Annotated in this window: 22 protein-coding genes; 14 read left to right on the top strand and 8 right to left on the bottom strand. The window is 62.8% G+C overall.

The features are described from left to right. The first annotated feature begins 44 nt into the window (after positions 1 to 44). Genes LB525_RS24935 through LB525_RS24925 form a run of 3 tightly spaced genes read left to right on the top strand, consistent with a single transcriptional unit; the run spans position 45 to position 3,012 of the window. Positions 45 to 1,271 carry a flavin-containing monooxygenase gene (locus LB525_RS24935; RefSeq protein ID WP_224548437.1) on the top strand — a complete coding sequence of 409 codons (1,227 nt, stop codon included), beginning with the start codon at positions 45 to 47 and terminating at the stop codon, positions 1,269 to 1,271. 11 nt (positions 1,272 to 1,282) lie between these two features. Further along, positions 1,283 to 2,560 (top strand): NAD(P)/FAD-dependent oxidoreductase, encoded by a 1,278-nt coding sequence (locus tag LB525_RS24930; RefSeq protein ID WP_224548435.1) that lies wholly within the window; start codon positions 1,283 to 1,285, stop codon positions 2,558 to 2,560. Next, on the top strand, positions 2,557 to 3,012 hold the full coding sequence (locus LB525_RS24925) for a MaoC family dehydratase (protein WP_224548433.1): 456 nt from the start codon (positions 2,557 to 2,559) through the stop codon (positions 3,010 to 3,012). The genes LB525_RS24930 and LB525_RS24925 overlap by 4 nt, the downstream gene beginning before the upstream one ends. Positions 3,013 to 3,031: 19 nt before the next feature. Here the strand turns inward: LB525_RS24925 and LB525_RS24920 are convergent, their stop codons facing one another. From LB525_RS24920 to LB525_RS24900, 5 genes are all read right to left on the bottom strand, one after another. After that, the gene (locus LB525_RS24920; RefSeq protein ID WP_224548431.1) at positions 3,032 to 4,576 is read right to left on the bottom strand and encodes an alpha/beta fold hydrolase; all 1,545 of its coding nucleotides are present in this window, start codon (positions 4,574 to 4,576) and stop codon (positions 3,032 to 3,034) included. 184 nt (positions 4,577 to 4,760) lie between these two features. Beyond that, on the bottom strand, positions 4,761 to 5,717 hold the full coding sequence (locus LB525_RS24915; RefSeq protein ID WP_224548411.1) for a DMT family transporter: 957 nt from the start codon (positions 5,715 to 5,717) through the stop codon (positions 4,761 to 4,763). Between the two features lie 104 nt (positions 5,718 to 5,821). Continuing rightward, positions 5,822 to 6,103, bottom strand: a complete 282-nt coding sequence (locus LB525_RS24910; RefSeq protein WP_224548409.1) for a hypothetical protein — start codon at positions 6,101 to 6,103, stop codon at positions 5,822 to 5,824. A 213-nt stretch (positions 6,104 to 6,316) separates the two neighbouring features. Beyond that, positions 6,317 to 7,489 carry an NAD(P)/FAD-dependent oxidoreductase gene (locus LB525_RS24905; RefSeq protein ID WP_224548407.1) on the bottom strand — a complete coding sequence of 391 codons (1,173 nt, stop codon included), beginning with the start codon at positions 7,487 to 7,489 and terminating at the stop codon, positions 6,317 to 6,319. A 17-nt stretch (positions 7,490 to 7,506) separates the two neighbouring features. Further along, positions 7,507 to 8,826: an aspartate aminotransferase family protein gene (locus LB525_RS24900; RefSeq protein ID WP_224548405.1), complete on the bottom strand. Its 1,320-nt coding sequence runs from the start codon at positions 8,824 to 8,826 to the stop codon at positions 7,507 to 7,509. A 548-nt stretch (positions 8,827 to 9,374) separates the two neighbouring features. Between LB525_RS24900 and LB525_RS24895 the strand changes: the two genes are divergently transcribed. Together LB525_RS24895 and LB525_RS24890 are read left to right on the top strand one after the other, a co-directional pair. Then, entirely contained in the window at positions 9,375 to 10,256 is an 882-nt protein-coding gene (locus LB525_RS24895) for a hypothetical protein (protein ID WP_224548403.1), read from the top strand. 57 nt (positions 10,257 to 10,313) lie between these two features. Beyond that, positions 10,314 to 11,084: a hypothetical protein gene (locus tag LB525_RS24890; RefSeq protein ID WP_224548401.1), complete on the top strand. Its 771-nt coding sequence runs from the start codon at positions 10,314 to 10,316 to the stop codon at positions 11,082 to 11,084. Positions 11,085 to 11,116: 32 nt separating this feature from the next. Here the strand turns inward: LB525_RS24890 and LB525_RS24885 are convergent, their stop codons facing one another. After that, the gene (locus LB525_RS24885) at positions 11,117 to 12,097 is read right to left on the bottom strand and encodes a GlxA family transcriptional regulator (RefSeq protein WP_224548399.1); all 981 of its coding nucleotides are present in this window, start codon (positions 12,095 to 12,097) and stop codon (positions 11,117 to 11,119) included. A 303-nt stretch (positions 12,098 to 12,400) separates the two neighbouring features. On the opposite strand from LB525_RS24885, the gene LB525_RS24880 reads away from it, so the two are divergent. The 6 genes from LB525_RS24880 (at position 12,401) to LB525_RS24855 (ending at position 18,064) form a co-directional block, all read left to right on the top strand. Continuing rightward, the gene (locus LB525_RS24880) at positions 12,401 to 13,261 is read left to right on the top strand and encodes an FAD binding domain-containing protein (protein ID WP_224548397.1); all 861 of its coding nucleotides are present in this window, start codon (positions 12,401 to 12,403) and stop codon (positions 13,259 to 13,261) included. Next, positions 13,261 to 13,737, top strand: a complete 477-nt coding sequence (locus LB525_RS24875; RefSeq protein WP_095768250.1) for a (2Fe-2S)-binding protein — start codon at positions 13,261 to 13,263, stop codon at positions 13,735 to 13,737. Before LB525_RS24880 ends, LB525_RS24875 begins: the two co-directional genes overlap by 1 nt. 2 nt (positions 13,738 to 13,739) lie before the next feature. Continuing rightward, positions 13,740 to 16,004 (top strand): xanthine dehydrogenase family protein molybdopterin-binding subunit, encoded by a 2,265-nt coding sequence (locus LB525_RS24870; RefSeq protein ID WP_224548395.1) that lies wholly within the window; start codon positions 13,740 to 13,742, stop codon positions 16,002 to 16,004. A 173-nt stretch (positions 16,005 to 16,177) separates the two neighbouring features. Further along, on the top strand, positions 16,178 to 16,423 hold the full coding sequence (locus LB525_RS24865) for a MoaD/ThiS family protein (RefSeq protein WP_140726707.1): 246 nt from the start codon (positions 16,178 to 16,180) through the stop codon (positions 16,421 to 16,423). A gap of 992 nt (positions 16,424 to 17,415) precedes the next feature. Next, positions 17,416 to 17,592 carry a hypothetical protein gene (locus LB525_RS24860; protein ID WP_224548393.1) on the top strand — a complete coding sequence of 59 codons (177 nt, stop codon included), beginning with the start codon at positions 17,416 to 17,418 and terminating at the stop codon, positions 17,590 to 17,592. A gap of 283 nt (positions 17,593 to 17,875) precedes the next feature. Then, positions 17,876 to 18,064 (top strand): hypothetical protein, encoded by a 189-nt coding sequence (locus LB525_RS24855; RefSeq protein WP_095768245.1) that lies wholly within the window; start codon positions 17,876 to 17,878, stop codon positions 18,062 to 18,064. 272 nt (positions 18,065 to 18,336) lie between these two features. On the opposite strand, the gene LB525_RS24850 is transcribed toward LB525_RS24855, so the two are convergent. Further along, on the bottom strand, positions 18,337 to 18,741 hold the full coding sequence (locus LB525_RS24850; RefSeq protein ID WP_224548557.1) for a very short patch repair endonuclease: 405 nt from the start codon (positions 18,739 to 18,741) through the stop codon (positions 18,337 to 18,339). 68 nt (positions 18,742 to 18,809) lie between these two features. Here LB525_RS24850 and LB525_RS24845 point away from each other — a divergent pair, with 68 nt between their 5' ends. From LB525_RS24845 to LB525_RS24835, 3 genes are read left to right on the top strand one after another with little or no spacing between them, the layout of a single operon-like run. Beyond that, complete coding sequence (locus tag LB525_RS24845) at positions 18,810 to 19,853, top strand: DNA cytosine methyltransferase (protein ID WP_224548391.1); 1,044 nt, start codon at positions 18,810 to 18,812, stop codon at positions 19,851 to 19,853. Between the two features lie 38 nt (positions 19,854 to 19,891). After that, positions 19,892 to 21,886, top strand: a complete 1,995-nt coding sequence (locus LB525_RS24840; protein ID WP_224548389.1) for an ATP-binding protein — start codon at positions 19,892 to 19,894, stop codon at positions 21,884 to 21,886. After that, on the top strand, positions 21,883 to 23,067 hold the full coding sequence (locus LB525_RS24835; RefSeq protein WP_224548378.1) for a PP_RS20740 family protein: 1,185 nt from the start codon (positions 21,883 to 21,885) through the stop codon (positions 23,065 to 23,067). The genes LB525_RS24840 and LB525_RS24835 overlap by 4 nt, the downstream gene beginning before the upstream one ends. Before the next feature lie 193 nt (positions 23,068 to 23,260). On the opposite strand, the gene LB525_RS24830 is transcribed toward LB525_RS24835, so the two are convergent. Next, a complete protein-coding gene (locus LB525_RS24830) occupies positions 23,261 to 23,683 on the bottom strand; it encodes a DOPA 4,5-dioxygenase family protein (protein ID WP_224548375.1) in 423 nt (140 codons plus the stop codon). Between the last annotated feature and the right edge of the window lie 290 nt (positions 23,684 to 23,973).

Here is a 23,973-nt window from a genome sequence, read left to right as displayed (position 1 = left end):
CCGGAACCGATCCGGGCCGCCGCCTCCCGAGACGGAAATGAACCATGAGACGCTCGGACGTCGTCATCATCGGCGCGGGCCAGGCCGGGCTTGCGCTCAGCCATTGCCTCGGCCAGGCCGGCATCGACCATGCCGTGCTGGAGCGCGGCCGCATCGGCGAGCGCTGGCGTTCGCAGAGCTGGCGCTCGCTCAGGCTGCTCACGCCGAACTGGCTGAACGCCTTGCCCGGCTCGCCCTATGAGAGCGGCGATCCGGACGGCTTCATGACCAAGGAGGCTTTCGTGGAAAGCCTGGAACGCTACGCCTGGGAATGGCATGCACCCGTCGAGAGCAATGTCGAGGTCATCGCTGCCAGGCGGACCGTCGAAGGCTTTGCCTTGCGCACCAGCGCCGGCGAGCTGTTGGCGCGAGCGGTCGTCGTCGCGACGGGACATTGCGACCGGGCGGTCATCCCTTTTTCGGCTGAGATGCTTCGCGGACCGCTCAGCATCCACGCTTCGCAATATCGCTCGCCTGGCGAGCTGCCGGGCGGCGGTGTGCTGGTTGTCGGCGCCTCGTCCTCCGGCGTGCAGATCGCCGACGAGCTCGTCCGCGCCGGGCGGCGCGTGGTGCTTTCGGTCGGCAAGCATACACGCCTGCCCAGAACATGGCGCGGCCAGGATATCTTCTTCTGGCTTTGCGAAATGGGCTTGATGGCACAGCGCCAGGAAGACCTCGCCGATCCGGAAGGCGCCCGGCGCCAACCATCGCTGCAGCTCGCCGGCCGACCGGACAGGGCAGATGTCGACCTCGCCACGCTGCAGGCGCTCGGCGTGGAACTCACCGGGCGGGTGCATGGCGTCGGCGACCGCGAGATCGGCTTCGCCGGCGATCTTGGCCGGCACATCGCGGCAGCCGAAGCGAAGCAGGCGCGCCTACTCGACCAGATCGATCGCTTCGCGGGTATGACGACACCGTACCGGCCCGAGCCGGTGGCGACGCCGGCGACGTGCGCGGCGCGGCTTTCGCTGACGGACGGATCGATCCGCAGCATCGTCTGGGCAACCGGCTATGCGCGCTCGTTCGGCTGGCTGGAGCCGCTGGCGCTCGGCGCCGATGGCGAGCTGGCGCATCAGGGCGGCGTCACCAGCGTGCCGGGTCTCTACGCGCTCGGCTTCCGCTTTCTGCGCAAACGCGATTCCAACTTCATCGGCGGCGTCGGCGCGGATGCCGAGGCGATCGCCGCTGAAATCTCCCGTTATCTCGATTGCAACGCCCGCAAGGCGGCCTGAGGACATTGAACATGGCAAACAACCTCATCTCCCTGATGGCCGCTCCGAAGCATGGCCATTACGACGCTATCGTCGTCGGCGCGCGCTGCGCGGGCGCGGCGACGGCGATGCTGCTTGCGCGCGCCGGCCTCAAGGTGCTTGCGATCGACCGCAAGCCTTATGGATCCGACATGCTGTCGACGCATGCGCTGATGCGACCGGCCGTGTTGCAGCTTTGGCGCTGGGGTCTGCTCAAGCCGCTGCTCAAGGCCGGCACGCCGCTCATCGAGACGACGACCTTCCATTATGGCGACGAGGAGATCACCATCCCCCTTGCCGCTAGCTCGGACCTCCCCGGCCTCATCGCGCCGCGGCGCACCGTGCTCGACCGCATCCTGGTCGATGCGGCGCGCAAGGCCGGCGCGGAGATCCTGCACGAGGTCGCGGTCGGCGGTCTTTTTGCCGACACGCGTGGCCGCGTGCGCGGCATCGAGATCCGCGCCGCCGGCCGTACTGCCGTGCGGGTCAGCGCCGATATCGTCGTCGGCGCCGATGGCATCGGCTCGCTGGTGGCAAAATGCGTCGACGCCCAGCCCTTGCGGCGCGGCGCGGTGTCGGCTGCCCATGTCTATGGCTATGCGCCAGTCGAGCCGGGCGCCGGCTATCACTGGTACTTCCGCGACGGGATCGCCGGCTCGTTAATCCCGACCAATGACAGCCTCGCCTGCATCGTCGCTTCGGTGCCGACAGGCCTGTTCGACCAGCGCTTCCGCCTCGGCCACGCCCGCGCCCGGATGGATGTGCTCGAGACGCTTTCCCCGACACTGGCAGCACAGGCGGCCCGGGCACCCAAGGATGCGCGCCTGCAGGCGTTCCGCGGCGTGCCGGGCTATATCCGCCAGCCGCACGGCCCGGGCTGGGCGCTGGTGGGCGACGCCGGCTTCTTCCGCGATCCGATCACCTCGCACGGCATTTCCGACGCGCTGCGCGACGCCGAGAGCCTCGCGCGGGCAATCCTCAGTGGGTCCGAGGCAGCATTCGCGGTCTGGCAGCAGCAGCGCGACATGATCGCCAACCAGATCCTCGACACCACGGACGCCATCGCCGGCTTCGATTGGACGCTTGACGATCTCGGCGAGCGGCATCGCCGATTCAGCGCCGTCCTGAAGGCCGAGGTGCAGGCGCTGGCCGGGCAACCCATGCCGGCCCGCCGCGCTACCGCATCGAAGCCCTCGACCTATCGAGCGCCGGCCAACCAGGACGGGCCGCCGGCCGATTTTTCCCGCAACCGAACTGGAGCAAGACCATGACTGTGCATGTGATGAAGGACGGGTGGATCGGTGTCATCAAGGGCCGGCCAAGGGTGGGCGCCTTTGCCGAACGCTCGCGGCGCACGCAGCCGCAGGATATCGACGCCTTTGCCGAGATGACCGGCGATCGTAATCCGCTGCATTACGACAAGGCGCTGGCCGAGGCTTCGGTCTTCGGCAAGCTCATCGTGCAGGGCGGCGTCACGTCCGGCATCCTGAACGCGGTGGTCGCGGAAGACCTCCCCGGCCCCGGCTCGGTGTTCCTCGAAGTCTCGTGGAAATTCGTCAAGGCGGTCGGCGTCGGCGAAATGATCACCGGCCGCGTCGAGGTCAAGGACGTGCGCGCCGACAAGCCGATCACGAAGCTGGAGACATCGGTGCGCAACGAAGCGGGCGAGCTTTGCCTCACCGGCACGGCGACGGTGTTCACCGTGCCGCTCATCGGCGGCTGAGGGCTTCGCGAGTGCCCGGTTACCCGCCCGCCGTCTCGGCGATGAAGGCGCGGACGTGGTCTATGAACTCCTCGAAGGCGGGCTCGCCTTCGAGGAGGATGTGGTTCTGGCTATCGAGCTCGATGAAGCGCGCGCCGGGAATGCCGGCGGCCATGGTGCGGCCCGACTCCACCGGCGCCACGTTGTCGTCGCGCGCATGCAACACCAAGGTCGGCACGCGCACCTTGTCCAGCAAGTCGCTGACATCGATCACCGAAAAGGCGTTCTGAAGACGCCAGGCATCGTCGGGCGAGACGGTGCGCAGCATCAAATCGTCCATCCAGGCGAAATGCTCGTGCGTGGCGCCGGGGATGAACATGGAACAGAAGGCCTGGCGAAACATCGGGTTCGACTTGCCCCAGCTCTCGCGCATCAGCGTCGCCACGGCCTCGCGCGTCGCGATCTCGCCGGCATCGCCGCGCGCCCGCCAGCCTTTGACGTAGCCGCCGTAGAGGATCATGCCCGACACTCTCTCGGGGTGGCGGATGGCATAGGCGATCGAAACCGCGCAGCTCTGCGACAGGCCGAGCAAGGTAAAGCGGTCGAGCCCGGTTGCCTCGACCACGCATTCGAGGTCCGACACCATGGTTTCGAACGAGATGTCGACGACGTGCCTTTGCGACAGGCCATTGCAGCGCTCGTCATAGCGCACCAGCCGGTTGTGACGTGACAATTCCCGCATCCAATGCCGCCAGATCGGGCTGTCCCAGTCGAAGGTGAGATGCGACATCCAGTGCGCGGCGCGCAAGATCGCCGGCCCGCTGCCGGTGCTGGCATGGGCGAGCCTGGTGCCGTCGAGAGCCCGACAGAACTGCACGGCGCGGCCGGAATCCTGCGGCGACGCGGCAGGCTTCGACGGCGGCGCGAGGGGAGCGGACTGCGGCGCGCGTCCCGTGGCTTGAGCGGCGGCCGACCGAACCTTGTCCTCCAGCGCCTCGATCTCGGCGGCGATGCTGGCGTCGTCGGGCGTCAGGCGGCGCAGACGCTGGGCGAACGGCAGCGCACGTCGCGGCTCATTCCCCAGGCGCTCGACCAGCTCGCGCAGCATGCCAAGCTCGACGATCTCGACCTCGCTGGCGATGGCCTGCCGCCAGGCTTCATAGTCGAAGCAGCGTTCGAGCGAGAGATCGGCGAGAAAGCCGCCTCGGATCGAGGCCAGGACCGCTTCGAGCTCCTCGGTCGAGCGTGATGAAAGATCGGTCTTCACCAGCGGCGCCAGCCGCGCATAGTCCGTCTCGATATTAAGCGCGACAGCATTGCGATCGGTGGCAAGAACGGATTCGTCGGCGCCCAGCACCTGGCGGATCTTGGACAGGCTCCAGCGCAAGGCGCCGCGCGGATCGTCCGGGATGTCCCAGAATATCTCGCACAGCCGCTCGCGCTGGTGCTGCCTGGCGGTGACGGCGAGGTAGGCGAGCAGCGCCCGCGTCTTGCGAGATGGCGGCAGGTGAAGCGGCTCGCCGTCGCGCCTGACCTGAAAATCGCCAAGCACGCGCAGTTCCAGCATGTGCTGACCGCCGTTCATGCGTCCACACGCTTGTCGATCGCCATGATCCCCTTCGGCCTTGGCCGACGCTGCGAAGGGGCAGCCAATAGCAAAATTGGCTAATTTAGGAAAGCTTGGTCCGGACGGCTCACCGCCCGAGGAACCAGATCGACCTGGCGGCTCGGGCAGCCGCATATGTCCATCAAGGCACGTGGCCGCTCGTTCACGCCTTTGCCGGAACCGGCCTCGACTTGATCGCCGTCGCCAGCACGACCCCGACCACGATGAAGGCCGCGCCGAGCAGATCGTAATCGTGCAGGCTCTCGCCGAGCAGCAGGTAGGCGAGCACGGCGACGAACAGGGTCTGCAGATAGAGCAACATGCTTGCCCGGCTAGCGCCGAGGGTCTCCACGCTTTGGTTATAGAGATAGTACATCAGCGCGCCGCCGGGACCCGCCAGATAGGCAAGCGCGAGAAGGCCGTCGGCATTCAAGGCGGAGCGCTCGTCGTTGAAGATTTCCCAAAGGTGGAACGGCAGCGCCACCAGCGCGCCGGCGCCAAGCAGAAGGACCACCAGCGGCAGGAGCTCGAGGCCGAATTTCGAGCGGCGCAGCAGCACCGTATAGAGCGCCCAGCAGAAGGCGCTGCCGACGATCCACAATTCGCCGATGTTGAAGCGCAGTTGCACCAGCGCGTCCAGCTTGCCATGCGCGACGATCACCAGCATGCCGGCAAGTGCTGCAACCGCGCCGAGCGACTTCCAGAGCCCGAGCGGCTCGCCCAGCACGAGACGCGCCAGCACCATGGTCATGATCGGCGACATCGCCATGATGATGCCGGCCGTGGTGGCGTCGGTGTCGTTCAGTCCATGGTAGATCATCCCTTGGCAGAGCGTCAGGCCGATGGCGCCGACGGCGACGATCTCCAGCGGCCGCGATTTGAGCAGCGCCAACATCGCGCCGTGATGGCGGTGCACGATCGGCAAAAGAATGAGGCAGGCGAGCGCCAGCCGCCAGAAGCACAGTCCCCAAGGCGGCATTTCCGGTGCCACCCACTTTGCCGCGATATAGACGCCGGCCGAAAGCAGCCAGCACAACACGGCGGCGGGATAACCAGCCAGCGACGGTATCGCTCGGGCGACCGGCGCTTCCGCCGGATGCGCTATCGGTATCGCCTGCATCGCATGTCCCCCACTCCATGAAGGTCAGTCCAGTCGCAGCCGACAGTCTACCTCATGACGGGAGTGTTACATAGTCGGCCCGGCAAAAGCGTACGCGGCAGGGATCAATGCGACGTGTCGCCGGCCATATGCAGAAGATCCCAGGCCGAGCCGACGCGCCCATGGAACTGCGATGCGAAGCGTTTGGCTTCGATGTCCTCGAGGCCGTCCTCGACAAGGGCCTCGATGCTTCGCCGCAGCAAGGCGAGCTGCATCTGCCGCGCATGTCTTGCGTCGGTTTCGCGCATGATGGCCGTGACGTGATAGGCCACGACCGGCTGGCCAAGACAGGACAGGAGCGCGCTCGACCCCGCCGTCGCTGCAGTGACCGCTTCCTCGACATTCATTCCGGCGCTCCTCATCAAAAGATGCTGGGCGCCTCCCCGGCAGAATGGCGACGGTATCAGTCGCTTCTTTTCTCATTTCGGCCGGTTGTGAACTCTTCGCTCGCGGCCGAAATCAGTATCCTCCAGAACCCTATTAAAGGCGACCGGATAGTTAATCGATGGTTAACGGGAACACTCGCATCTTACGCGTCAGGGGCCAGCTTGATGCATCGGTCAGTGACCGAGGACGTTGCGCTCGGCCGACGGCGCCAGGCTCTGCGAACCGGGCACCGAAACCGGCGCACCCTGAAGCACCCAGTCGGCCGCGATCTGGCCGATCACAGGGGCGAGCTGGATGCCATAGCCGCCGGCGCCGGCAGCGGTGATCAGCGTCGGCTCCGAGGCATCGAATGGTCCGACGAAGGGGCGATGGTCGGCGGTGACGGGATAAAGGCCCGCCCACCCCCGGCCGAGTCGCGCGCCCGGCAGGTCGGGCACGCGTTCCAAAAGCAGCTCGGCCAGATCGACCTTCGACTGCTCCTCGCACTGATCGTTGTAATTGTCGGGGTCCTCCGGCGCGATCGAGTTCACTTTGTGGATTTCGGCGATCAGCTCGCTTGGTTTTTCGTGGCGGAAGTTGAGCCCGCTGCCTTCGCCGTTCACGAGGTCCATCACCATCGGCATCGTGTAGCCGAGCGGCTCGTCAAGATGGATGACGACGGCCTCGTGGCGCTCGGGCCAGATGTGGAGCCGCTGGCCGAAAAGCGCGGCTACCTGCGGCGCCCAGGCGCCACCCGCATTGACCACGACATCGCAATCGATCAGTCGTCGCTCGCGATCGATCGGGCCACCATTGGTTTCCAGCGTGTAGCCGCCCGGGCGCCGTTGCACCCCGACCAGCTTGCGGTACTGACGGATTTCGCCGCCCTTGGCGCGGATGATGCCCGCAAGGAAATTGCACATCTCATGCGGATCGAGAAAACCGTTGTCGGGCCCGAACAATCCGCCTTCGAGCCCGTCAGGATTGATGTGCGGAACGATTTCCGTGAGTCCGTTGGCATGGATCAGGCGCGAACTAAGACCCGCCTCGGCCTGGATCTCGACCGATCTCGCGAAGAGCTCCATCTGGCTGGTCGTACGCGCCAGCCGCAGATAGCCGATATGGTTGAAGCGAAGCCCTTCGCCCTCCCATTGGCGGAACCGGCGCAGCGAATGGACGCGCAGCATGATCTCGAACGGGTCGGTGAATTGCGATCCGACGACGCCGACGGACCGGCCGCTCGACCCCGAGGCAATCGAGTGCGCTTCGAGCACGGTCACGCGCGCGCCCTGCTCGACGAGGTTGAGCGCCGTGCACATGCCCAGCGTGCCGGCTCCGATCACCACGACATGAGGAGAAGCTGTCATCTGTGGTCCGCCTGCTTTCACGACAACGCGGCGACGTCGCCCAAGGTCTCGTCGATCGCTTGAAGAATGGCGCTGGCATCTTCCTCGGTCATCGGCGTCGACAGCGCGAACAGGCCGTAGCTGGCGGACAGAACGCCGCGGCCAAGCAAACCCTTGTGGAAGGTGTCGAACTTCCTGTGCTCGACCGGCCCTGGGTAGATCGAGCGGTAATCCGTGACGGGGTGCGACGTGAAATGAACCTTGAACAGCGAGCCGAGGCCGACGCATTGGCCGGCGAGCCCATGCTTTTCGAATGAGGCCGTGACGCCGTCGCGCAGGAACGCGCCCAGACGATCGAGATGAGCAAAGCTCTCTATCGTCAGCGCCCGCATCGAGGCAAGGCCGGCGCGCATGGTGACCGGATTGGCGGTGAAGGTGCCGCCGTGCGGAAGCGCCGGCTTGCCCCCGGTCGGGTCGAACACCGCCATGACATCGGCGCACCCGCCCACGGCGCCCACCGGGAAACCGCCGCCGATGATTTTTCCGAGCGCCGTCAGGTCCGGCTCGATGCCCCACAAGCCTTGCGCGCCGGACCATCCAAGCCGAAACGAGATGACCTCGTCGAAGATCACCAGCGCGCCCGCCGCATGGGCGGTCTCGACCATGGCCTGAAGATAGTCACGACGCGCCGGTATGAGGCCGGCACGGTTGGGCATCGGGTCGATCAGCACCGCCGCGATGTTGTCGCCCTCGGTGGCGAAGACGGCGCGCAGTGCCTCGCTGTCGTTGAAGGGCACGGCGATCACGTCCTCCAGCACGCCGCGCGGCGTGCCCCTGGCATAGGGCGTGGATCTCGGCAGATCGCCCCAATTGGCGGGCGATGAGTCCAGGCTGACTTCGGCGAAATCGTAGGATCCGTGATAGGCGCCTTCGATCTTGACGATCTTCGGCCGCGCGGTGAAGGCGCGCGCGGCCTTGATCGCCATCATCACGCCCTCGGTGCCGGAGTTGGTGAAGCGGATCTGGTCGACGGAGGGCAGCCGCTCGACCAGCAGCTCGGCAAGCTCGATCTCGCTCAGCGTCGGGGCGCCGAAAGCGGTGCCGAAGGGCAGCTGCTCGACGACGGCCGCGGTGACATCGGGATGCGCATAGCCATGGATCATCGCGGTGAAATTGTTGATGCAGTCGTAATAGGCATTGCCGTCGACGTCCCAGACCCTGCACCCCTCGCCGCGCGCGGCGTAGATCGGAAACGGATCGACGAAGACCGTGGTGCGCGTATTGCCGCCCGGCATCACCTTCCTGGCGCGCTCGAACAGGGTTTTCGATCCAGGCATGGCGTCGGGATAATGCGGCATGGCGTTCCGAAGGCGAATTCGACTGTTGAAACAGCGGCGCGCCGCTCGTCACGAAGCTACGGCTCGTTTGCGCGCCGGCGCAATCGGCCAGACCGGTCATGCGACCCGACCAGGGTCATCGCGGACCCTCATCATTTTGCGCAGCAGCAACCGCGCGCTTAGACTGCCCGACATTGATCAGCTCGCCATCGAGAAGTTCTGCTTCGAGACGATCAATCATGACATCTAGTCCATTTGGATGATGCATCCTGCCCCTAAAAGCGTACCTGGTATAAGCAGCCCGTCAACTGCGCAAAATACAAGTTGTCCAAGCTGTAGATGGAGTTCAACACGGAGCGGACCGCCAAGACCGAAAATCTTAATTTTGCGCACAGCCGCTATGACGTGTTTCTTGAGCAACGCGAAGAATACCGGCAGACAGAGGACCGTGGCCAGTGACGTCCATACATGGATCTTACGAGGAGTTCGAAGACGACCCGCGCCCGGCGTGGGTTCGCTTCAGCATGCGCCACTGGAGGTGGAGCGCCATTCCCGGATGCATCCTCCTCTTGGCGGCGGTATCTCCCCCAGACAACAGCGCCGAAATCCAGCAACAGATCGCGGCAGCGCGAGGCGAACTGGCGTCGACAAAAGCGCAACTGGGCCTGAGTCAGGATGCCGAGCGCACAGCAAGCGCCCAGGCAAGGCTGTTGGCCAGCACCTCCGCAGAGCAGACAAAGGCCCTGAGAGAGGCGAACCAAAGCAACGGAACCCTCAAACTCGATCTGGAAGCGGCGCAGCGCGTCATCAAAGACTTGAAGGCACAATTGATTTCTGCAAACGAAGCACGCAACGCTGTGGAAGCGTCCCTGGCCGAGGCAAATCAATCGGTTGCCGAAGAGCGCCATAAGGTCGAACAATTCGAGCACGAACTCGCCATGGCTCGCCAGGCCGGCGAGGCCGATCAGAAACGCGCAAATCTGGCTGCGGCCGAGCGGGCCACCGCCCTAAAGGACCTCCAGCTGGCGGTTACTGCCGCAAAGCATGTCAACCAGGCATTAGATCTGGAACACACGCGCGCGGTTTCGGCCGCAAGCGATGCCGATGACGCCCGTCGGGAAAGAGACGCTGCGAAGCAGGCATCTGCCGACTTGAACGCAGCGCTTGAGCAGGAGCGTCAAAAGCTGACCGACATGTCCGTCGCTCTCACCGCTGCGCGAAAGGCGATCGACCTGGTCAAGGCGCAAAGTGCGCGCCGCACAGCGCAGATGGAGCGCGCGCCCGGGTTGCGTTCCGCCGCGGTTCCACTTGCCAGCCAGAATGGCCAAGCTGTCCGCCGAACAGGCTTGCAGGATAAGAACAGAGCGAAGATCCCAAGATCACCGAAACGGGTTCTGGTGGCGACGACGATCACTCTCCCCGACGCGTTGCTTCCGACCCCACCTCGATGATGATGGTCAGCAGTACATTTGGATTGGCACGAACGCATGCCCAGGAGGGGTCCTGAAATGGGCAAATACGTGGCGGTCGCTTTGATGATCGCAGCCGCTACCGGACCGGCGGCCGCCCTTGATGTCGGCGGTGGCGGCAAGGTCGGCGGCATTGGCGTCGGCGCTGGACTGGGCGCCGGATCACAAGGTGTCTCCGCTGGCTTGGGGGCAAATGTCGGCGGCTTGGGCGGCGCAAGCGTTGGCGCGTCGGTGAGCTCAGGCGGCGTCAGCCTTGGCGCGTCGGCAGGCGCAGGAGGGGCGAGCCTTGGCGCGTCCGCGAATGCTGGTACCGGGTCGATTGGCGCCAGCGTTTCGACGGGTGACGCTGCAGGCAGCGCAAGCGCCGGCGTGTCGACGGATGCCGGCACCGCAACGTCAGGCACCGGGGACACCGCGCCCCCCGACAATCCCACCGTTTTCTCCGCCAGAAGCGCGACAACCGCGATCAGCCTGCCATCCATCCTCAAACCCTCCAGCACCGGTGGCGGGGAGTTCGGGCGGTTTGGAGCGGGCTATCCTTTTGCGCCCCTTGTATCGTTGAAAGCGAAGCCAGGCACGCCGCCCAAAGTCGTGAGCGCTTGCCGCGCGGCGATCATGTCGGTCACGACGCCGCTTGGTGCTGTGCGCGTATACGCGGTCAGCGCCGGTCCGATGCGCCAACGCAAAGCCGGTCTGGCGGCGCCGATCGAGGTGCGAATAAATTATGCGCTTTCAGGCGGCATCCAAGTGCGACAAGCGAAGGTCCTGTGTCGCCTTAGTGCGACGGGGAAGGTCATCGCTGTGACATAGAAACCAGCTTGCCGAGGTCGTTCACAGGGACGCTACTTGGCAACGTCATTCGCCAAAACCCGATTCGGGTGCCTGAGATGGGTCGGCGTGATGCCGGCCTGTTGGCGAAAGACACGGCTGAAATGGCCGGCATTGGCAAAGCCGCAGCGATAGGCGATCTCGCCGATCGCGAGGTCGCTGCCTTCCAGCAGCGATCTGGCATAGTGAACCCTGAGCGCCAGATAGGCGGCCATCGGGCCGATGCCGAGCTCGGCGCCGAACAGGCGCTCGAGCTGGCGGCGCGAGCAGTTCTGCCTGGCGGCGATCTCGGCGACCGGGATCGGCTCCTGCAGATTGCTTTCCATCAGGAGCAGCGCCCGCTTCACCGCGCGGCTCGCGGCCGCTGGAAAAAGGTCGCCGACCGGCTGCACGTCGCGGCTGGAGCGGATACGGTCGAGCACGAGAATCTTGGCCGCCTTTTCCGCCGCCTTCCGGCCGATGAATTGCGAGACGAAATAGCCGGCGAGATCGGCCGCGCCCGTGCCGCCGGCGCAAGTGGCGCGGCCGCGGTCGACGGAATAGAGGCTGTCAGCATGCGCGTTCACATCGGGGAACTCGGCGCGAAAATCCTTGATGTGGAACCAGCTGACCGCGGCGCTGTAGCCGTCGAGCAGGCCGTAGCGCGCCAGCACGAAGCTGCCGGTGCAGAGCGCGGTGAGCGGCACGCCCTTCTGCGCAGCGCGCAGCAGGAACGCCTCCTTTTCCGAACTCAGCTTGCGGCTGGTGTCGAGCAGGCCGCCGACCACCACGACATTGTCGAAATCCTCCGGATTGCCCATCGCTCTCGTTGGCAGCAATTCGACGCCGCAGCTGGCGCGGATCGGCAGGCCGCGCTCGCCGACGATCTCCCAGTCGAACTCGATCCTGCGGCTGCGGTCGCCCTCGTCGCCGGCGAGTCTCAGCGTGTCGATGAACAGCGACAGCGGCGACAAGGTGAAATCGCGCACCAAAAGAAATGCGAATTTCTTGGCCATGCTTTTGCGAGCCGACGCCCCCTGCCTTGTCTCAAAGCCATCTTCGACCATTCCGCACGGTCGGCGCTGCTTCGCCAACGCCGCCACGCAGGCAATAGGCGACGCGCATGGCGTTAATCGCATGAATGGCTCCGTCTGGGCGATTGCCGCATCCGGCTCTGTCGCGCTGCCTCCCCCTTGGCCTGCCCTCTGGGCGCATCTGGAATAGGGCTCTGGCCCAACCCGGACATGCACGAACGGGATGGCCATTATAACCAGACGCTTTATAACGGGCGATCCGATTATGACCACCAAGGGGAGACGATGCGTTACATACGTCCGCTTTCAATCGAAGATGCCGTTGGCGAGCTCGCCAAGGCAGTAGGCCCGGCCGCGATCCTGGCCGGGGGCAGCGACCTTTTGGTGAGGATGAAGGGCGGCTTCATCGAGCCCGAGCTGATCGTCGACATCAAGGCGATCGGCGGCCTGGCCGACATTGCCGAAACGGCCGACGGTTTTCGGATCGGCGCCGCGGTGCCCTGCGCGGTGCTGGGCGAGAACAAGGCGCTCAAGCAGGCATGGCCGGGCGTGGTCGAGGCGGCCAACCTGATCGGCTCCAAGCAGGTGCAGGGCCGCTGCACCATCACCGGCAATCTGTGCAACGCCTCGCCCGCCGCCGACAGCGTGCCGGCGCTGGTCGCGGCAGCGGCACAAGCAGTCGTCGCCGGGCCTTCGGGCAAGCGCACGATTGCCGTGGAAACCGTGCCGACCGGACCCGGCCGCACATCTTTGGCCAAGGGCGAGATGATCGAGGCGATCCTGCTCGACAAGCGGCCTGAGCATGCGGGCGACGCCTATCTGCGCTTCATTCCGCGCACCGAGATGGACATCGCGGTGGTCAGCGCCGGCGTGAACCTGACGCTCGACGAGAAGGGCGCGATCAAGACCGCCCGCGTGGCGCTCGGCGCCGCCGCACCCACGGTGCTTCTGGTCGAGGAAGCCGGGCAAGTGCTGGTCGGCTCGAAGCTCGACGAAGAAACGCTGGAGCGGCTGGCCAAGATCTGCTCCGGCGCCTGCCGCCCGATCGACGACAAGCGCGGCACCATCGAATTCAGACGGAAAGTCGCGGGCGTGCTGGCGCAGAGAGCCGCAACGACCGCCTACAAGCGTGCGGGAGGCAAATAATGGCCGGTATAGCTGTATCAACCACGATCAACGGCGACGCCGTCGAATATCTGTGCCAGCCCGACGAGACGCTGCTGGACGTGCTGCGCGACCGGCTGGGGCTCACCGGCGCCAAGGAAGGCTGCGGCACCGGCGACTGTGGCGCCTGCAGCGTCATCGTCGACGGCAGGCTGGTCTGCTCCTGCCTGGTGCTGGGCGCGGAAGCCGAGGGCCGCAAGGTCGAGACCATCGAAGGCATGGCGCATGGCGACCAGCTGCATCCGCTGCAGCAGAAGTTTTTGGAGCACGCGGCCTTGCAATGCGGCATCTGCACGCCGGGCTTCCTGATCGCGGCCAAGGACCTGCTGGAGAAGAACCCCTCGCCCACCGAGGAGGAAATCCGCTTCGGCCTCGCCGGCAATCTCTGCCGCTGCACCGGCTATGACAAGATCGTGCGCGCCGTCCAGGATGCGGCAAACGTGATGAAGGGAGCCTGATCATGAACTTCGATCCGCGCTACTCCGGACGCAATTTCTCCTCGGTCGGCACCCGGCCGGTCCGCCCCGACGGCGTCGACAAGGTGACGGGACGCGCCCGCTATGGCGCCGACTTCAACATGGCTGGCCAGCTGGTTGGCCGCGTGCTGCGCAGCCCACACGCGCATGCGGTGATCAAAAGCATCGATACTTCGAAGGCGGAAAAGCTCGCCGGCGTGAAGGCGGTGATCACGGCCAAGGACCTGCCCGACCTCACCGATGGCGATGCCGCCATGTACGACATCCTCGACAACTGCATGGCGCGCAAGAAGGCCCTCTATGACGGCCATGCGGTGGCCGCGGTGGCGGCGATCGACGCCCGCACCGCCCGCCAGGCGCTGAAGCTGATCGAGGTCGACTATGAAGTGCTGCCGCATGTCACCGATGTCGACGAGGCCGCGCAGCACCATGCGCCGCTGATCAACGATCAGGTCTATACCGAGGGCCTGGAGGAAAAGCCGGCCAAGCCCTCCAACGTCACCAAGCGCACCCAGTTCGGCCATGGCGATGTCCACAAGGGTTTCGCCGAGGCCGATTTCATCGTCGAGCGCTCGTTCAAGACCGAGCAGACGCATCAGGGCTATATCGAGCCGCATGCCTGCGTGGCGAGCGTCAACCCGGACGGCACGGCGGATCTGTGGGTCTGCACGCAGGGCCATTTCGTCTATCGCCAGCATTGCGCCCAGCTGCTTGGGCTCGAAGCCTCGAAGCTGCGCGTCACCTCGTCGGAGATCGGCGGCGGGTTCGGCGGCAAGACCCATGTCTGGGCCGAGCCGGTGGCGCTGGCGCTGTCGCGCAAGGCCGGCCGTCCCGTAAAACTGGTGATGACCCGCGACGAGGTTTTTCGCGCCTCGGGCCCGACCAGCGCCACCTCGATCGACGTCAAGATCGGCGCCAGGAAGGACGGCACGATCACCGCGGCGGAAGCGACGCTGCGCTATAGCTGCGGCCCCTATGCCGGCTCCTGGGCCGAGATCGGCGCCATGACGGCCTTCGCCTGCTACAAGCTCGAGAACGTCAAGACCGTCGGCTACGAAGTGCTGGTCAATCGGCCCAAGACCGCGGCCTATCGCGCGCCCTCCGCGCCGATGGCCGCCTTTGCCGTGGAAAGCGCGGTGGACGAGCTCGCCAAGGAGCTCGGCATGGATGCGGTGGACTTCCGCATCAAGAACGCCGCGCAGGAAGGCACGCGCTCGTCCTACGGCCCGGTCTACGGACCGATCGGCATCGGGCCGACGCTGGAAGCGGTGAAGAGCCATCCGCATATGAAGGCGCCGCTGAAAGCCAACCAGGGGCGCGGCATGGCTTGCGGCTTCTGGTTCAACTTCGGCGGCCAGACCTGCACGGATCTGAACATCGGCATGGACGGCACGGTGTCGCTGGCCGTCGGCACCGTCGATGTCGGCGGGTCCCGCGCCTCGCTGTCGCTGGTGGCGGCGGAGGAGCTCGGCATCGACTACTCCAATGTCAAGGCGATTGTCGCCGACACGTCCTCGCTGGGCTACAACGACATGACCGACGGCAGCCGCGGCACCTTCTCCTCGTCGATGGCGACGATCTCGGCCGCCCGCAACGCGATCAAGATTCTCAAGGATCGCGCCGCGCAGATGTGGGACATCCCGGTGGAGGACGTGACCTGGGAAAAGGGCCACGCCATCGCCAAGGGCGAGAAATACGGCAACCTCTCGCCGCTGTCGCTGAAGGACATCGCGGCCAAGTCGGGCACCACCGGCGGGCCGATCGCCGGCCATAGCGAGCTCGTCGCCGACGGCGCGGGCGTCTCCTTTGCCACCCATATCTGCGACGTCGAGGTCGATCCCGAGACGGGCTCGACCAGGGTGATCCGCTACACGGTGGTGCAGGACGCCGGCAAGGCGGTGCACCCGACCTATGTCGAGGGCCAGTACCAGGGCGGTGCCGCGCAGGGCATCGGCTGGGCGCTCAACGAGGAGTATATCTACGGCAAGGACGGGCGGCTGCAGAATGCCGGCTTCCTCGACTACCGCATCCCGGTCTGCTCCGACCTGCCGATGATCGACACGCAAATCCTGGAAATTCCCAACCCCAACCACCCCTATGGCGTGCGCGGCGTGGGCGAGACCTCGATCGTGCCGCCGCTGGCGGCGATCGCCAACGCGGTGTCGAACGCGGTCGGCGTGCGCATGACCCACATCCCGATGTCGCCGCCGCGCATTCTCGCGGCGCTCGACGCGGAACGGGAAGGCTGAGAGGTATCCAAGTTAGGGCAAGGTGTGATGAGATTCAGGTCAGGCCGAGCCGAGAATGATGGCTTCCGAGAACCGGAGCGGAGCGTACTTGACGTACGTGAGCACCGGAAGCGCAGGAAGCCTTCATTCGCAGGCCGGCCTCACCTGAAATATCGACACACCTTGAGGCGCTAATGGTCGCCGTCACCCTCTGGGGCTCGCTCAGCGCCGTCGCCGGCGGCAAGGCCAAGCACGAGATCGAGGCCAAGGACATCAGGGAGCTGTTCCGCAAGCTGGCGGAACAGTATCCCGGGATCGAGCCGTGGATCGATCGGGGAATCGCCGTGGCGATCGACGGCACGATCTATCGGGATACGTGGAGCAAGGAATTGCCGGAGGGGGCGGAGATTTTCCTGCTGCCGCGGCTGGCTGGGGGGTGATTGAACCGGCGGCTGGCCGTCACACGCCCACCATTGGCTGTCGAGCCGCTCACGCAGTTCCCGCTGCCGTTTGATTTCGGGCGGCGACGAATGTATCGACAGAACCGCTGCAGCACGCAGGCGTCCCAGACATAGGCGAAGATATCCGCAGCCACCTCCATCCGCGGGTTTCCTTGGCTGGCGCCATGATATTGGCACTGTCGAATTTGAAACCGGCATGTCTGGCGACCGTGCCGGCCGCTTGGGGTTGCCCTTACCGTCTAAGCCCGAAAAAGCTCAAGATGGCGAGAATGACGACCACGAGGCCGATGAGATAGATAATGCTGTGCATGGCAGGTCCTCCTATGGAGGATTAATAATTAGCGTTCGCTAATGTTCCTTAGAGCGGCTGTTCCAAGCGTCCTTCGTTCGGCAGGCGCCCTGTCTCCAGTCCATTGCCCCCGCCGGTCAGGCTTGCGGACACCACCTGCTTTCGAGCCGGGCCGCTCATGATTATCGGGCTGGTTATCGGTTTGGCCGGTCTTCCCGCACGACGTTGTAGAGAAGAAGCCCCGCGGTCAAAGACACGACCGCACCCAGCATGTCGGGTCCGGTCAGCCCCGAATAGTACACAAAAGCGAATGCCAACTCGGCCATGGTTCCACCTGGGTGTGCGATCCTTGCTGAGAGAACCCTTAGGGCGCGCTAATGTTCCTATGGTTCGGAATGGATCTGAGAAGTTCAGACCCGCCCGCCCATGATAGGCGCCGAAGAACGTTGGGTTCCACAGATGGGCCCTCTCTCCGACTGAGGTCCCATTCGCCAGCGCATTGGTCCATCGCGCGAAACATAATCCCTGCGATCTCATTAGGGCTGCGCTGACGAGCAATCAGTCCCTTCATCGTCAGTTGGCTGGATCGCCCGCCACCTGCTCCCAGGTGGTGGGCATCCGTAGAAAGAACAGGGGCTGGGGACAGAGGTGGACAATGTCGATTTCCGAGGAGCTGCGGGACGTGAGTCTTCGCTATGAATGCCCGAATTGCCGCCGGCCGATCATCAGGAACGGTTCATGGTTCAAGTCGGTGAGCACCTTCCGGTGCGATGCCTGCAAGACCAAGCTCAGGCTTGGCTATTCGGCCAAGCTGGCGCTTTTCGAACGCCACGGCAAGGCGGCGTTTTCGGGGGTGTGACCTATGCGGATGAGTGCCCGCGAACCCTTTGGCGAGCAGCAGCTTCCTTTCCGAGAGCGGTGGGAGATGCCCCCGACGGCCGTAAACGACAACAGCGCGCTCCAACACGGCGATCTTTCCATCCTCGTCCCGGCCGATGACGGCTTTGCAAGGATCGCCGCGAAAGCGGAGCGGATGGGCATCGCGGCGGCCGTGGCGATCGGCCTTTTCATCGGGCCGGTCGTGTTCACGTGCCTGATGCTGAGCGTGTGGAACGCGGCGTTGGAGAATAACGGAGGCAAGCATGATCGAGACGTCCAGGATCCTGGAAACCAAGGTGGCGGGCCTGCAAGACAGGCTGCGGGAAGCCAAGCTCAGCATGGATGACATGCTGGCCTTTCAAAAGGTCGCGGACGTGCTGGACAACGGCCATGGCGGCATCGACGTCGACGACCTGATCGCGCTTTCATTTGTGGTGCCGGAGGAAGGTTGAGGACCGGAAGGGTCGGCCCTAGCTTGCCGACATCACCCGCTGGAACGCGCTGGGCGCCTCGCCGGGGCAAGGCAAGGCACGATATCGAGGCCAGGGCATCAGGGTGCTGCTCCGCAGGCTGGCGGAACAGTATCCTGAGACCGAGCCTTGGATCGACGGCGGGATCGCGGTGGCGATTGATAGAACGATCTAAAGGGATACGTCACAACGCAACCTGCTGCAGGGGGCGGATTTTTGCCTCGTCGGCGAGTGACGGGTGCAGGGCTAGTAAACTACCTGCCCCGAGCTGCTCGCCACTTAGCCTCGATGTCTGCTGCAACACGGTCGAGATCTTCGGCGATTTCGTGAGCCCAGTATCGCAGGACTCTCCAGCCCTGTGCACGAAGTGCGGCATTGACTGCCGTATCCCTGTCCTGGTTCCGCTTCAGCTTCATTGACCAGTAATCTAAATTCGACTTAGGCATAGTTCCATGCTGGGGGCAGCCGTGCCAGAAGCAACCATCGACGAACACTGCAAGACGGGCACGAGTGAAGACAATATCCGGGTTGCCATGCAATTTCAGCCCGGTTCTAAAGCGGAGCCCTTTGGCGAAAAGTTTCCGGCGTAGCGTCAGTTCAGGCTTGGTGTTTTTGGAGCCGATGCGCGACATGCACCGGCTGCGCTGCGCAGGCGTCATTAAATCAGCCATTACCCATGTCGTCTTCTGGTAAGTCCTGAGAAATGAAATTATAATACGATCCGTTGGTGACCGGGAATCAGGAGCAAGGAGCCTGTTTTTTGCTGCTGAGTTTATTTTCCGGTGCGGGGGGGCTAGACCTTGGCTTTGAACGCGCAAAATTCAGGGTTGGCCTAGCCTTTGACAAGAAGGCCGATAGCATCCAATCTTATAACCATAACCGGCCAGGAGATGTCCACGGCCATTGCGAAGATGTGAATAACATTACACTCGAAATGCTCGACAGATTGTGGGGGGAGGAGTTCAAACCGGAAGGGCTTATTGGAGGGCCGCCCTGTCAGAGTTTTAGCCAAGCGAATCGTACAATCACAGAAACCGATCCGAGGCATCAGCTCCCGCTGGTGTATGCGCGCCTGCTAAAGACGCTTAATGACCGAAATCCCGTGAAGTTCTTCGTCATGGAAAACGTCAAGGGGTTACGAAGCGGACTACATTCACATCGGCTGAGTCTTTTCAAGAAAACGCTTTCCGACGCCGGCTTCCATGTTTCTGAGCAGTTGCTCAACGCGGCCGATTACGGAACACCCCAAAACCGGGAGCGCCTGTTTATTGTCGGCCTCAACCGGAATGTTTTCGGGAAGATTGAATGGCGGCCGCCTCCGAAAGCCGCCGACGGTGAGCGAAATCTCTCTGTCGAAAAAGTACTGAGGGGGCTGCCTGAGCCGGTGTATTTCTCGAGGTCGGCAGATCCAAAGAATTTCCCCCATCACCGCAATCACTGGTGTATGACGCCGAAGTCTGCTCGCTTTATGAATGGTCTGCAGGCAGGCAACAGCCGTCATCGCAGCTTCAAGACGCTTGCATGGGACAGGCCAAGCATCACGGTGGCCTATGGTCATCGGGAAGTTCATATTCATCCCGACTGCCATAGGCGCCTCAGTGTCTACGAAGCAATGCTGCTCCAAGGGTTTCCGCACGAATACGAACTTCTCGGTTCGCTCTCATCGCAGATCGATCAGGTCAGCGAGGCTGTACCGCCGCCGATGGCGGAAGCTGTGGGACGTTCTGTGGCCACGTTGCTCAGTCAGCTAAAGCAAAACGACGCGGCTTAAGGAGGACGTCATGCTCAACTATTCAGCCAGGTGAAGTAATGGTTGGAGAACCCATCGGTAAAGCTGAGCAGAACGCGATTCTCGAAGACGAACGTCGCTTCACGCAAGATATGCGAGCATCGCGCGAGAGCGGCAAGCCGGCGGAAGCGATCCTCCGGACTGATGACCGTGTGTTGGCACGGATCACGGACGGCATTTACCGACAACCCTCATCCGCGCTCAGAGAGCTAATCTCAAACGGCTACGATGCCGACGCAACCGAAATGTACATAGACACCGATGCGCCGAGATATTCCCGCATCGAGGTCCGCGATAATGGCCGTGGAATGGATGAGGTCGCATTGTCGCGGCTAATTCATCACATTGGCGGGAGTTCAAAACGGACAAGCCTAGGAAAAGAGATTGGCACTACATCCGAGACTGACCCCAATCTCTCCGCAGGTGGTCGGCGCCTAATTGGCAAGATAGGTATTGGTCTGTTCTCAGTGAGCCAGCTCACCTCACATTTCCAGATCATCACCAAGATCAAAGGGAACGACTATCGCCTTTTTGCCGACGTAATTCTCAAGACGTACATGGAAGATGGCAGCGAAAAAGCGGACGGAACATTCGAGACCGGCCGCGTACGTGTGATTAGCGTACCGGCAGATGATCATAGCTCCCAAGGTACGCAGATTATCCTACGTCGGCTTCATCCGCGGGCTCGAGATATTTTGCGAAGCAGAGAGCGCTGGGATCGATGGTTCGAGCAAGCTGAACTTCCCGAGGATGAACGCGATCCCGCTGTTTCTGCACCGATTTTCCATAGCGGCGTTCTTGCAAAAGAGCCTGACCCAGAAGACGGTGAGTTGGTGTTTCGGAAGCAACCAGAGCTGCCGTGGAAAAAATCCGATCCGCCTTTAGCGAAATTTGAAAAATTGCGTGCTGCGCTCGCAGACCAAGTAGGCACGACCCAGGACCGGCCAGACTTAGCAACAACTCTGGATACCTATCTCTCGACGCTATGGACTTTGAGCCTTTCAGCGCCCATTGAATATCTGCGGAAACATCCATTCGATTTGACAACAGAAGATGACTCGGCCGCCTATCTGCTGACGAATATGCGGGGTCGAGCCCGCGCCCTGGAGCTCAAGCCCGGCGAGCGGATTCGCGACGCTGCGGAACTGACAAATAGCGCTCAGGCTCCGGCGGGTGGCTTCAAAGTTTTTGTTGATGAAGTCGAGCTTCGGCGACCGATTACATTCGAATGGTGGCCTTCAGAGCGCCAGGCGATCAAAAATCCGTTGATGTTTGTCGGACGCTATTCGCCCGATCTGTCGAAGATCCCTTCCGCTGTTAGAGGAGGCGATCTCGCCTTTGAAGCCTACCTATTTTGGAATTCAAAAATCGTTCCGAAAGAAAATAATGGCGTCCTTGTTCGAATAAATGGAGCCAGCGGAGCGTTGTTCGACGATACATTCATGAAGTATCAAATATCAGAGCAGACTCGACTGCGGCAAGTTACAGCCGAGATTTTCGTTACTAAAGGTTTGGATGCAGCGCTTAACATTGATCGCGAGTCTTTTAATTTTGCACATCCTCATTATGCTCTACTTAGCAATTGGCTACATCGATCACTGCGGCAACTCGCTAACACTCAGAAGGCTCTCAGCGAGGCAATCCGGAACGAGCAAGCGCAAGAGAGGCAAGAGCAGGACAAGGATCGGCTAAATCGATTCGTCGAGAGATCCTGGCATTCCGCCCGAAAGGAACCTGCCGAGCGACCGCCATCGGTTGAGGTAGTGACAAATCCTGCTGCTGCTGCTGAGCGGCGCCGACAAGGCATCATAGCGTTCGACCGCAGCAAACTGACTTCTGCTAGGCCGCCAAATGGCAAGAATGCACCGCGGGACGCCGCGGACCGCGAAATGAAACTTAAAGCGGTGGCGACAATTCTCGACGGCTTCGGACTCTTCGAAGACATGTCCTACGAGGAGCAGCACCGGCTCTTGAATGCGATCTTGGCGGTATTTTTCGACGATGCTCAGATATGATGGCAACACCTGACGACGAAGAAACCGCCGAAGGGCTGCTGGAGGTCTATCAGCCTGAGCCGGTACATGCACTTGCACCAACTAAGGTTTTCGCTGCTTGGCATCATCCGCGCAAGCAGTTTGTTAGAATACGACAGTGGTGCTCGGAGGTGAGGAAACTTATTCCACAGCTCGGCCTCGCGGGCGGCGATCCTTTCCGATATCTAACGCTTCCAGGGAACGAACTGCTGGACATCCGCGCCTTACATGGAGTTTGCCAGCCACTTGGAGTGAAGCTGCGCTACTTAGGCTTCAATAGTGTCGGGCCCAATACTCCTGACCAGGCCGAGCTTGCGTTGTCGCAAAGCGAAGTCAGAACTCTATCTTCCATCGATGAGTTTTCTAGCGTCATAGAGGATCGGTTGGAAGCGGTCGCTAACGACCGCAGCCCAGCATCTGCACGTGCTCGGCAAGCTGGGCCTTTTCACGCAATCAACCTGGACCTCTGCGACTCAATTGCATTCCGCGAGGTTGGACACGCGAAGGGAAGCCCACTTGAAGCTCTGGGGAAGCTGCTAAGCTTGCAGCTTAATTCCTCGACCCCGTGGCTGCTGTTCATAACGACAAAGGCCCAGCCGGCGCTGCTCGGTGACTTCGCCCGCGACGGTTTTACGCTGGCAATTGACGCCAATGTTGATGCGAGTGCCGAATTCCGCGCTCGGCTTGCCGAGTTGGTCGCCGTGGATCTTGACCAGTTGAAGGCCGATTTAGCAGCTATCTGGGGAAAGCAGGATGCGCAATTCCTTCGGCTGTTTTGCTTAGGTCTGGGCAAATGGTTGCTTGGGATTCTCAGTCACGCGGCACCGCCGCGCCAATTGAAGCTGCTGAGCAGTTGCTACTATCAGTCAGGTCCTGATGGGCCGGATATGCTTTCACTTGCTTTCCGATGCGAAGCTCCGGTGCACGCCGTCAAAGATGTATATGCCATTTTGCCAGCGCCTGATCACCCTCCTCAGTTTTCAGAGATTGAATGTGCATTGGATCTGAGTGCGGGCGTTGGCAAGATGTTCGATCTTGACGATCTGCTCGCAGGCGACAAGCATTTGCAGAGCAAGCTGATCGCTCAAGCCGGGCAACTTTTATCACAAGCCCGGTATTCCGAAGCAGAGTACGCAGAATGGGCTGAGGCGAAATTCGTATAGGTTGACCTGAACCGGACCATAATGGCCGTTCCCGCCACGCCGCTGCCCGGGCGTACGCCCCAATCACAGACAGCCCATGCAGCAGCATTCGCCACTCTCGTCAGCGCGGCACGATCTCTTCGTCGAGCGCCCGATGGGTAAGGGACGCCGTCCTTCAGCCTAACAGGGCCGCAATCCCAAAGGTTCCCTACCCTCACACCCCCAGCGTCGGCTCAGTATTCACCTCCAGCGCCTCTTCCGCCTCGTCCTCCTCGCCGAGCACCTCGCCCTTCACCGGCAGCGCGTGGCCGATCCAGATCGGGTCGACCAGGTGGTCGCGTTTGGGGTTGGTGGTGTTGGGGTGGATGAGGATGCTCAAGCCGCCGTGGTTCAGCATCAGCCAGGGAACCAGCGTGGCGAAGATCTCGGTGGCGAAGGAGACTTGGTACATGGCCTGCTCGTGCGGGCCGACCGGCTCGTCGCGCCAGTTGCCGAGCCGCACGCGAAAACGCTCGCCGATGCGCTGGCGCAGCCATTCGGCCTGCCGGCGCTGCGCCTCATCTCCGTAATAGATGTGAGCGTGATAGCTGGCGATTTCCGAAAGCGGTCTCGGATTAAGCGGCGTGGCTTCGTTCATCGCGATGCTCCCCTCCCCGATGGTTCAAGTCCGTCGTGCGGAACTCTAGGCGGTTCTTCGGTTCATGGAAACGGCGAGCCGCTCTACAGACTGTTCAGCGTGAGCTTGTCGGGCGCGTAATCGCAGACGCCGGCGCCGCTCCGTCTCGGCGCTGCACGCCGAGCCACCTCTCCCCACTTCGTTCACGGCATGCATATTTCCAAGCGGCTGGCCTTGGCGATAGCGTGCATGGCAGCTTGGCGCATGCATTGGCTAATGTAGCGCTGGTCGACCCCCACTCCGTCTCGGCT

The organism is Mesorhizobium sp. CA16 (assembly GCF_020165175.1).
In the GTDB taxonomy this organism is placed as follows: Bacteria; Pseudomonadota; Alphaproteobacteria; order Rhizobiales; family Rhizobiaceae; genus Mesorhizobium.
Note: the sequence above shows the minus strand (reverse complement) of the source record. Positions and strands in the feature narration are given on the sequence as shown.

Bases quoted from the DNA above. Each gene is read 5' to 3' on its own strand.
- LB525_RS24850 (WP_224548557.1), bottom strand. From the start codon at position 18,741: ATGACGCCTGCGCAGCGCAGCCGGTGCATGTCGCGCATCGGCTCCAAA.
- LB525_RS24835 (WP_224548378.1), top strand. From the start codon at position 21,883: ATGATGGCAACACCTGACGACGAAGAAACCGCCGAAGGGCTGCTGGAG.
- LB525_RS24830 (WP_224548375.1), bottom strand. From the start codon at position 23,683: ATGAACGAAGCCACGCCGCTTAATCCGAGACCGCTTTCGGAAATCGCC.
- LB525_RS24935 (WP_224548437.1), top strand. From the start codon at position 45: ATGAGACGCTCGGACGTCGTCATCATCGGCGCGGGCCAGGCCGGGCTT.
- LB525_RS24925 (WP_224548433.1), top strand. From the start codon at position 2,557: ATGACTGTGCATGTGATGAAGGACGGGTGGATCGGTGTCATCAAGGGC.
- LB525_RS24885 (WP_224548399.1), bottom strand. From the start codon at position 12,097: ATGGCCAAGAAATTCGCATTTCTTTTGGTGCGCGATTTCACCTTGTCG.
- LB525_RS24905 (WP_224548407.1), bottom strand. From the start codon at position 7,489: ATGACAGCTTCTCCTCATGTCGTGGTGATCGGAGCCGGCACGCTGGGC.
- LB525_RS24865 (WP_140726707.1), top strand. From the start codon at position 16,178: ATGGTCGCCGTCACCCTCTGGGGCTCGCTCAGCGCCGTCGCCGGCGGC.
- LB525_RS24875 (WP_095768250.1), top strand. From the start codon at position 13,261: ATGGCCGGTATAGCTGTATCAACCACGATCAACGGCGACGCCGTCGAA.
- LB525_RS24915 (WP_224548411.1), bottom strand. From the start codon at position 5,717: ATGCAGGCGATACCGATAGCGCATCCGGCGGAAGCGCCGGTCGCCCGA.
- LB525_RS24910 (WP_224548409.1), bottom strand. From the start codon at position 6,103: ATGAATGTCGAGGAAGCGGTCACTGCAGCGACGGCGGGGTCGAGCGCG.
- LB525_RS24855 (WP_095768245.1), top strand. From the start codon at position 17,876: ATGATCGAGACGTCCAGGATCCTGGAAACCAAGGTGGCGGGCCTGCAA.
- LB525_RS24890 (WP_224548401.1), top strand. From the start codon at position 10,314: ATGGGCAAATACGTGGCGGTCGCTTTGATGATCGCAGCCGCTACCGGA.
- LB525_RS24840 (WP_224548389.1), top strand. From the start codon at position 19,892: ATGGTTGGAGAACCCATCGGTAAAGCTGAGCAGAACGCGATTCTCGAA.
- LB525_RS24930 (WP_224548435.1), top strand. From the start codon at position 1,283: ATGGCAAACAACCTCATCTCCCTGATGGCCGCTCCGAAGCATGGCCAT.
- LB525_RS24870 (WP_224548395.1), top strand. From the start codon at position 13,740: ATGAACTTCGATCCGCGCTACTCCGGACGCAATTTCTCCTCGGTCGGC.
- LB525_RS24920 (WP_224548431.1), bottom strand. From the start codon at position 4,576: ATGAACGGCGGTCAGCACATGCTGGAACTGCGCGTGCTTGGCGATTTT.
- LB525_RS24900 (WP_224548405.1), bottom strand. From the start codon at position 8,826: ATGCCGCATTATCCCGACGCCATGCCTGGATCGAAAACCCTGTTCGAG.
- LB525_RS24880 (WP_224548397.1), top strand. From the start codon at position 12,401: ATGCGTTACATACGTCCGCTTTCAATCGAAGATGCCGTTGGCGAGCTC.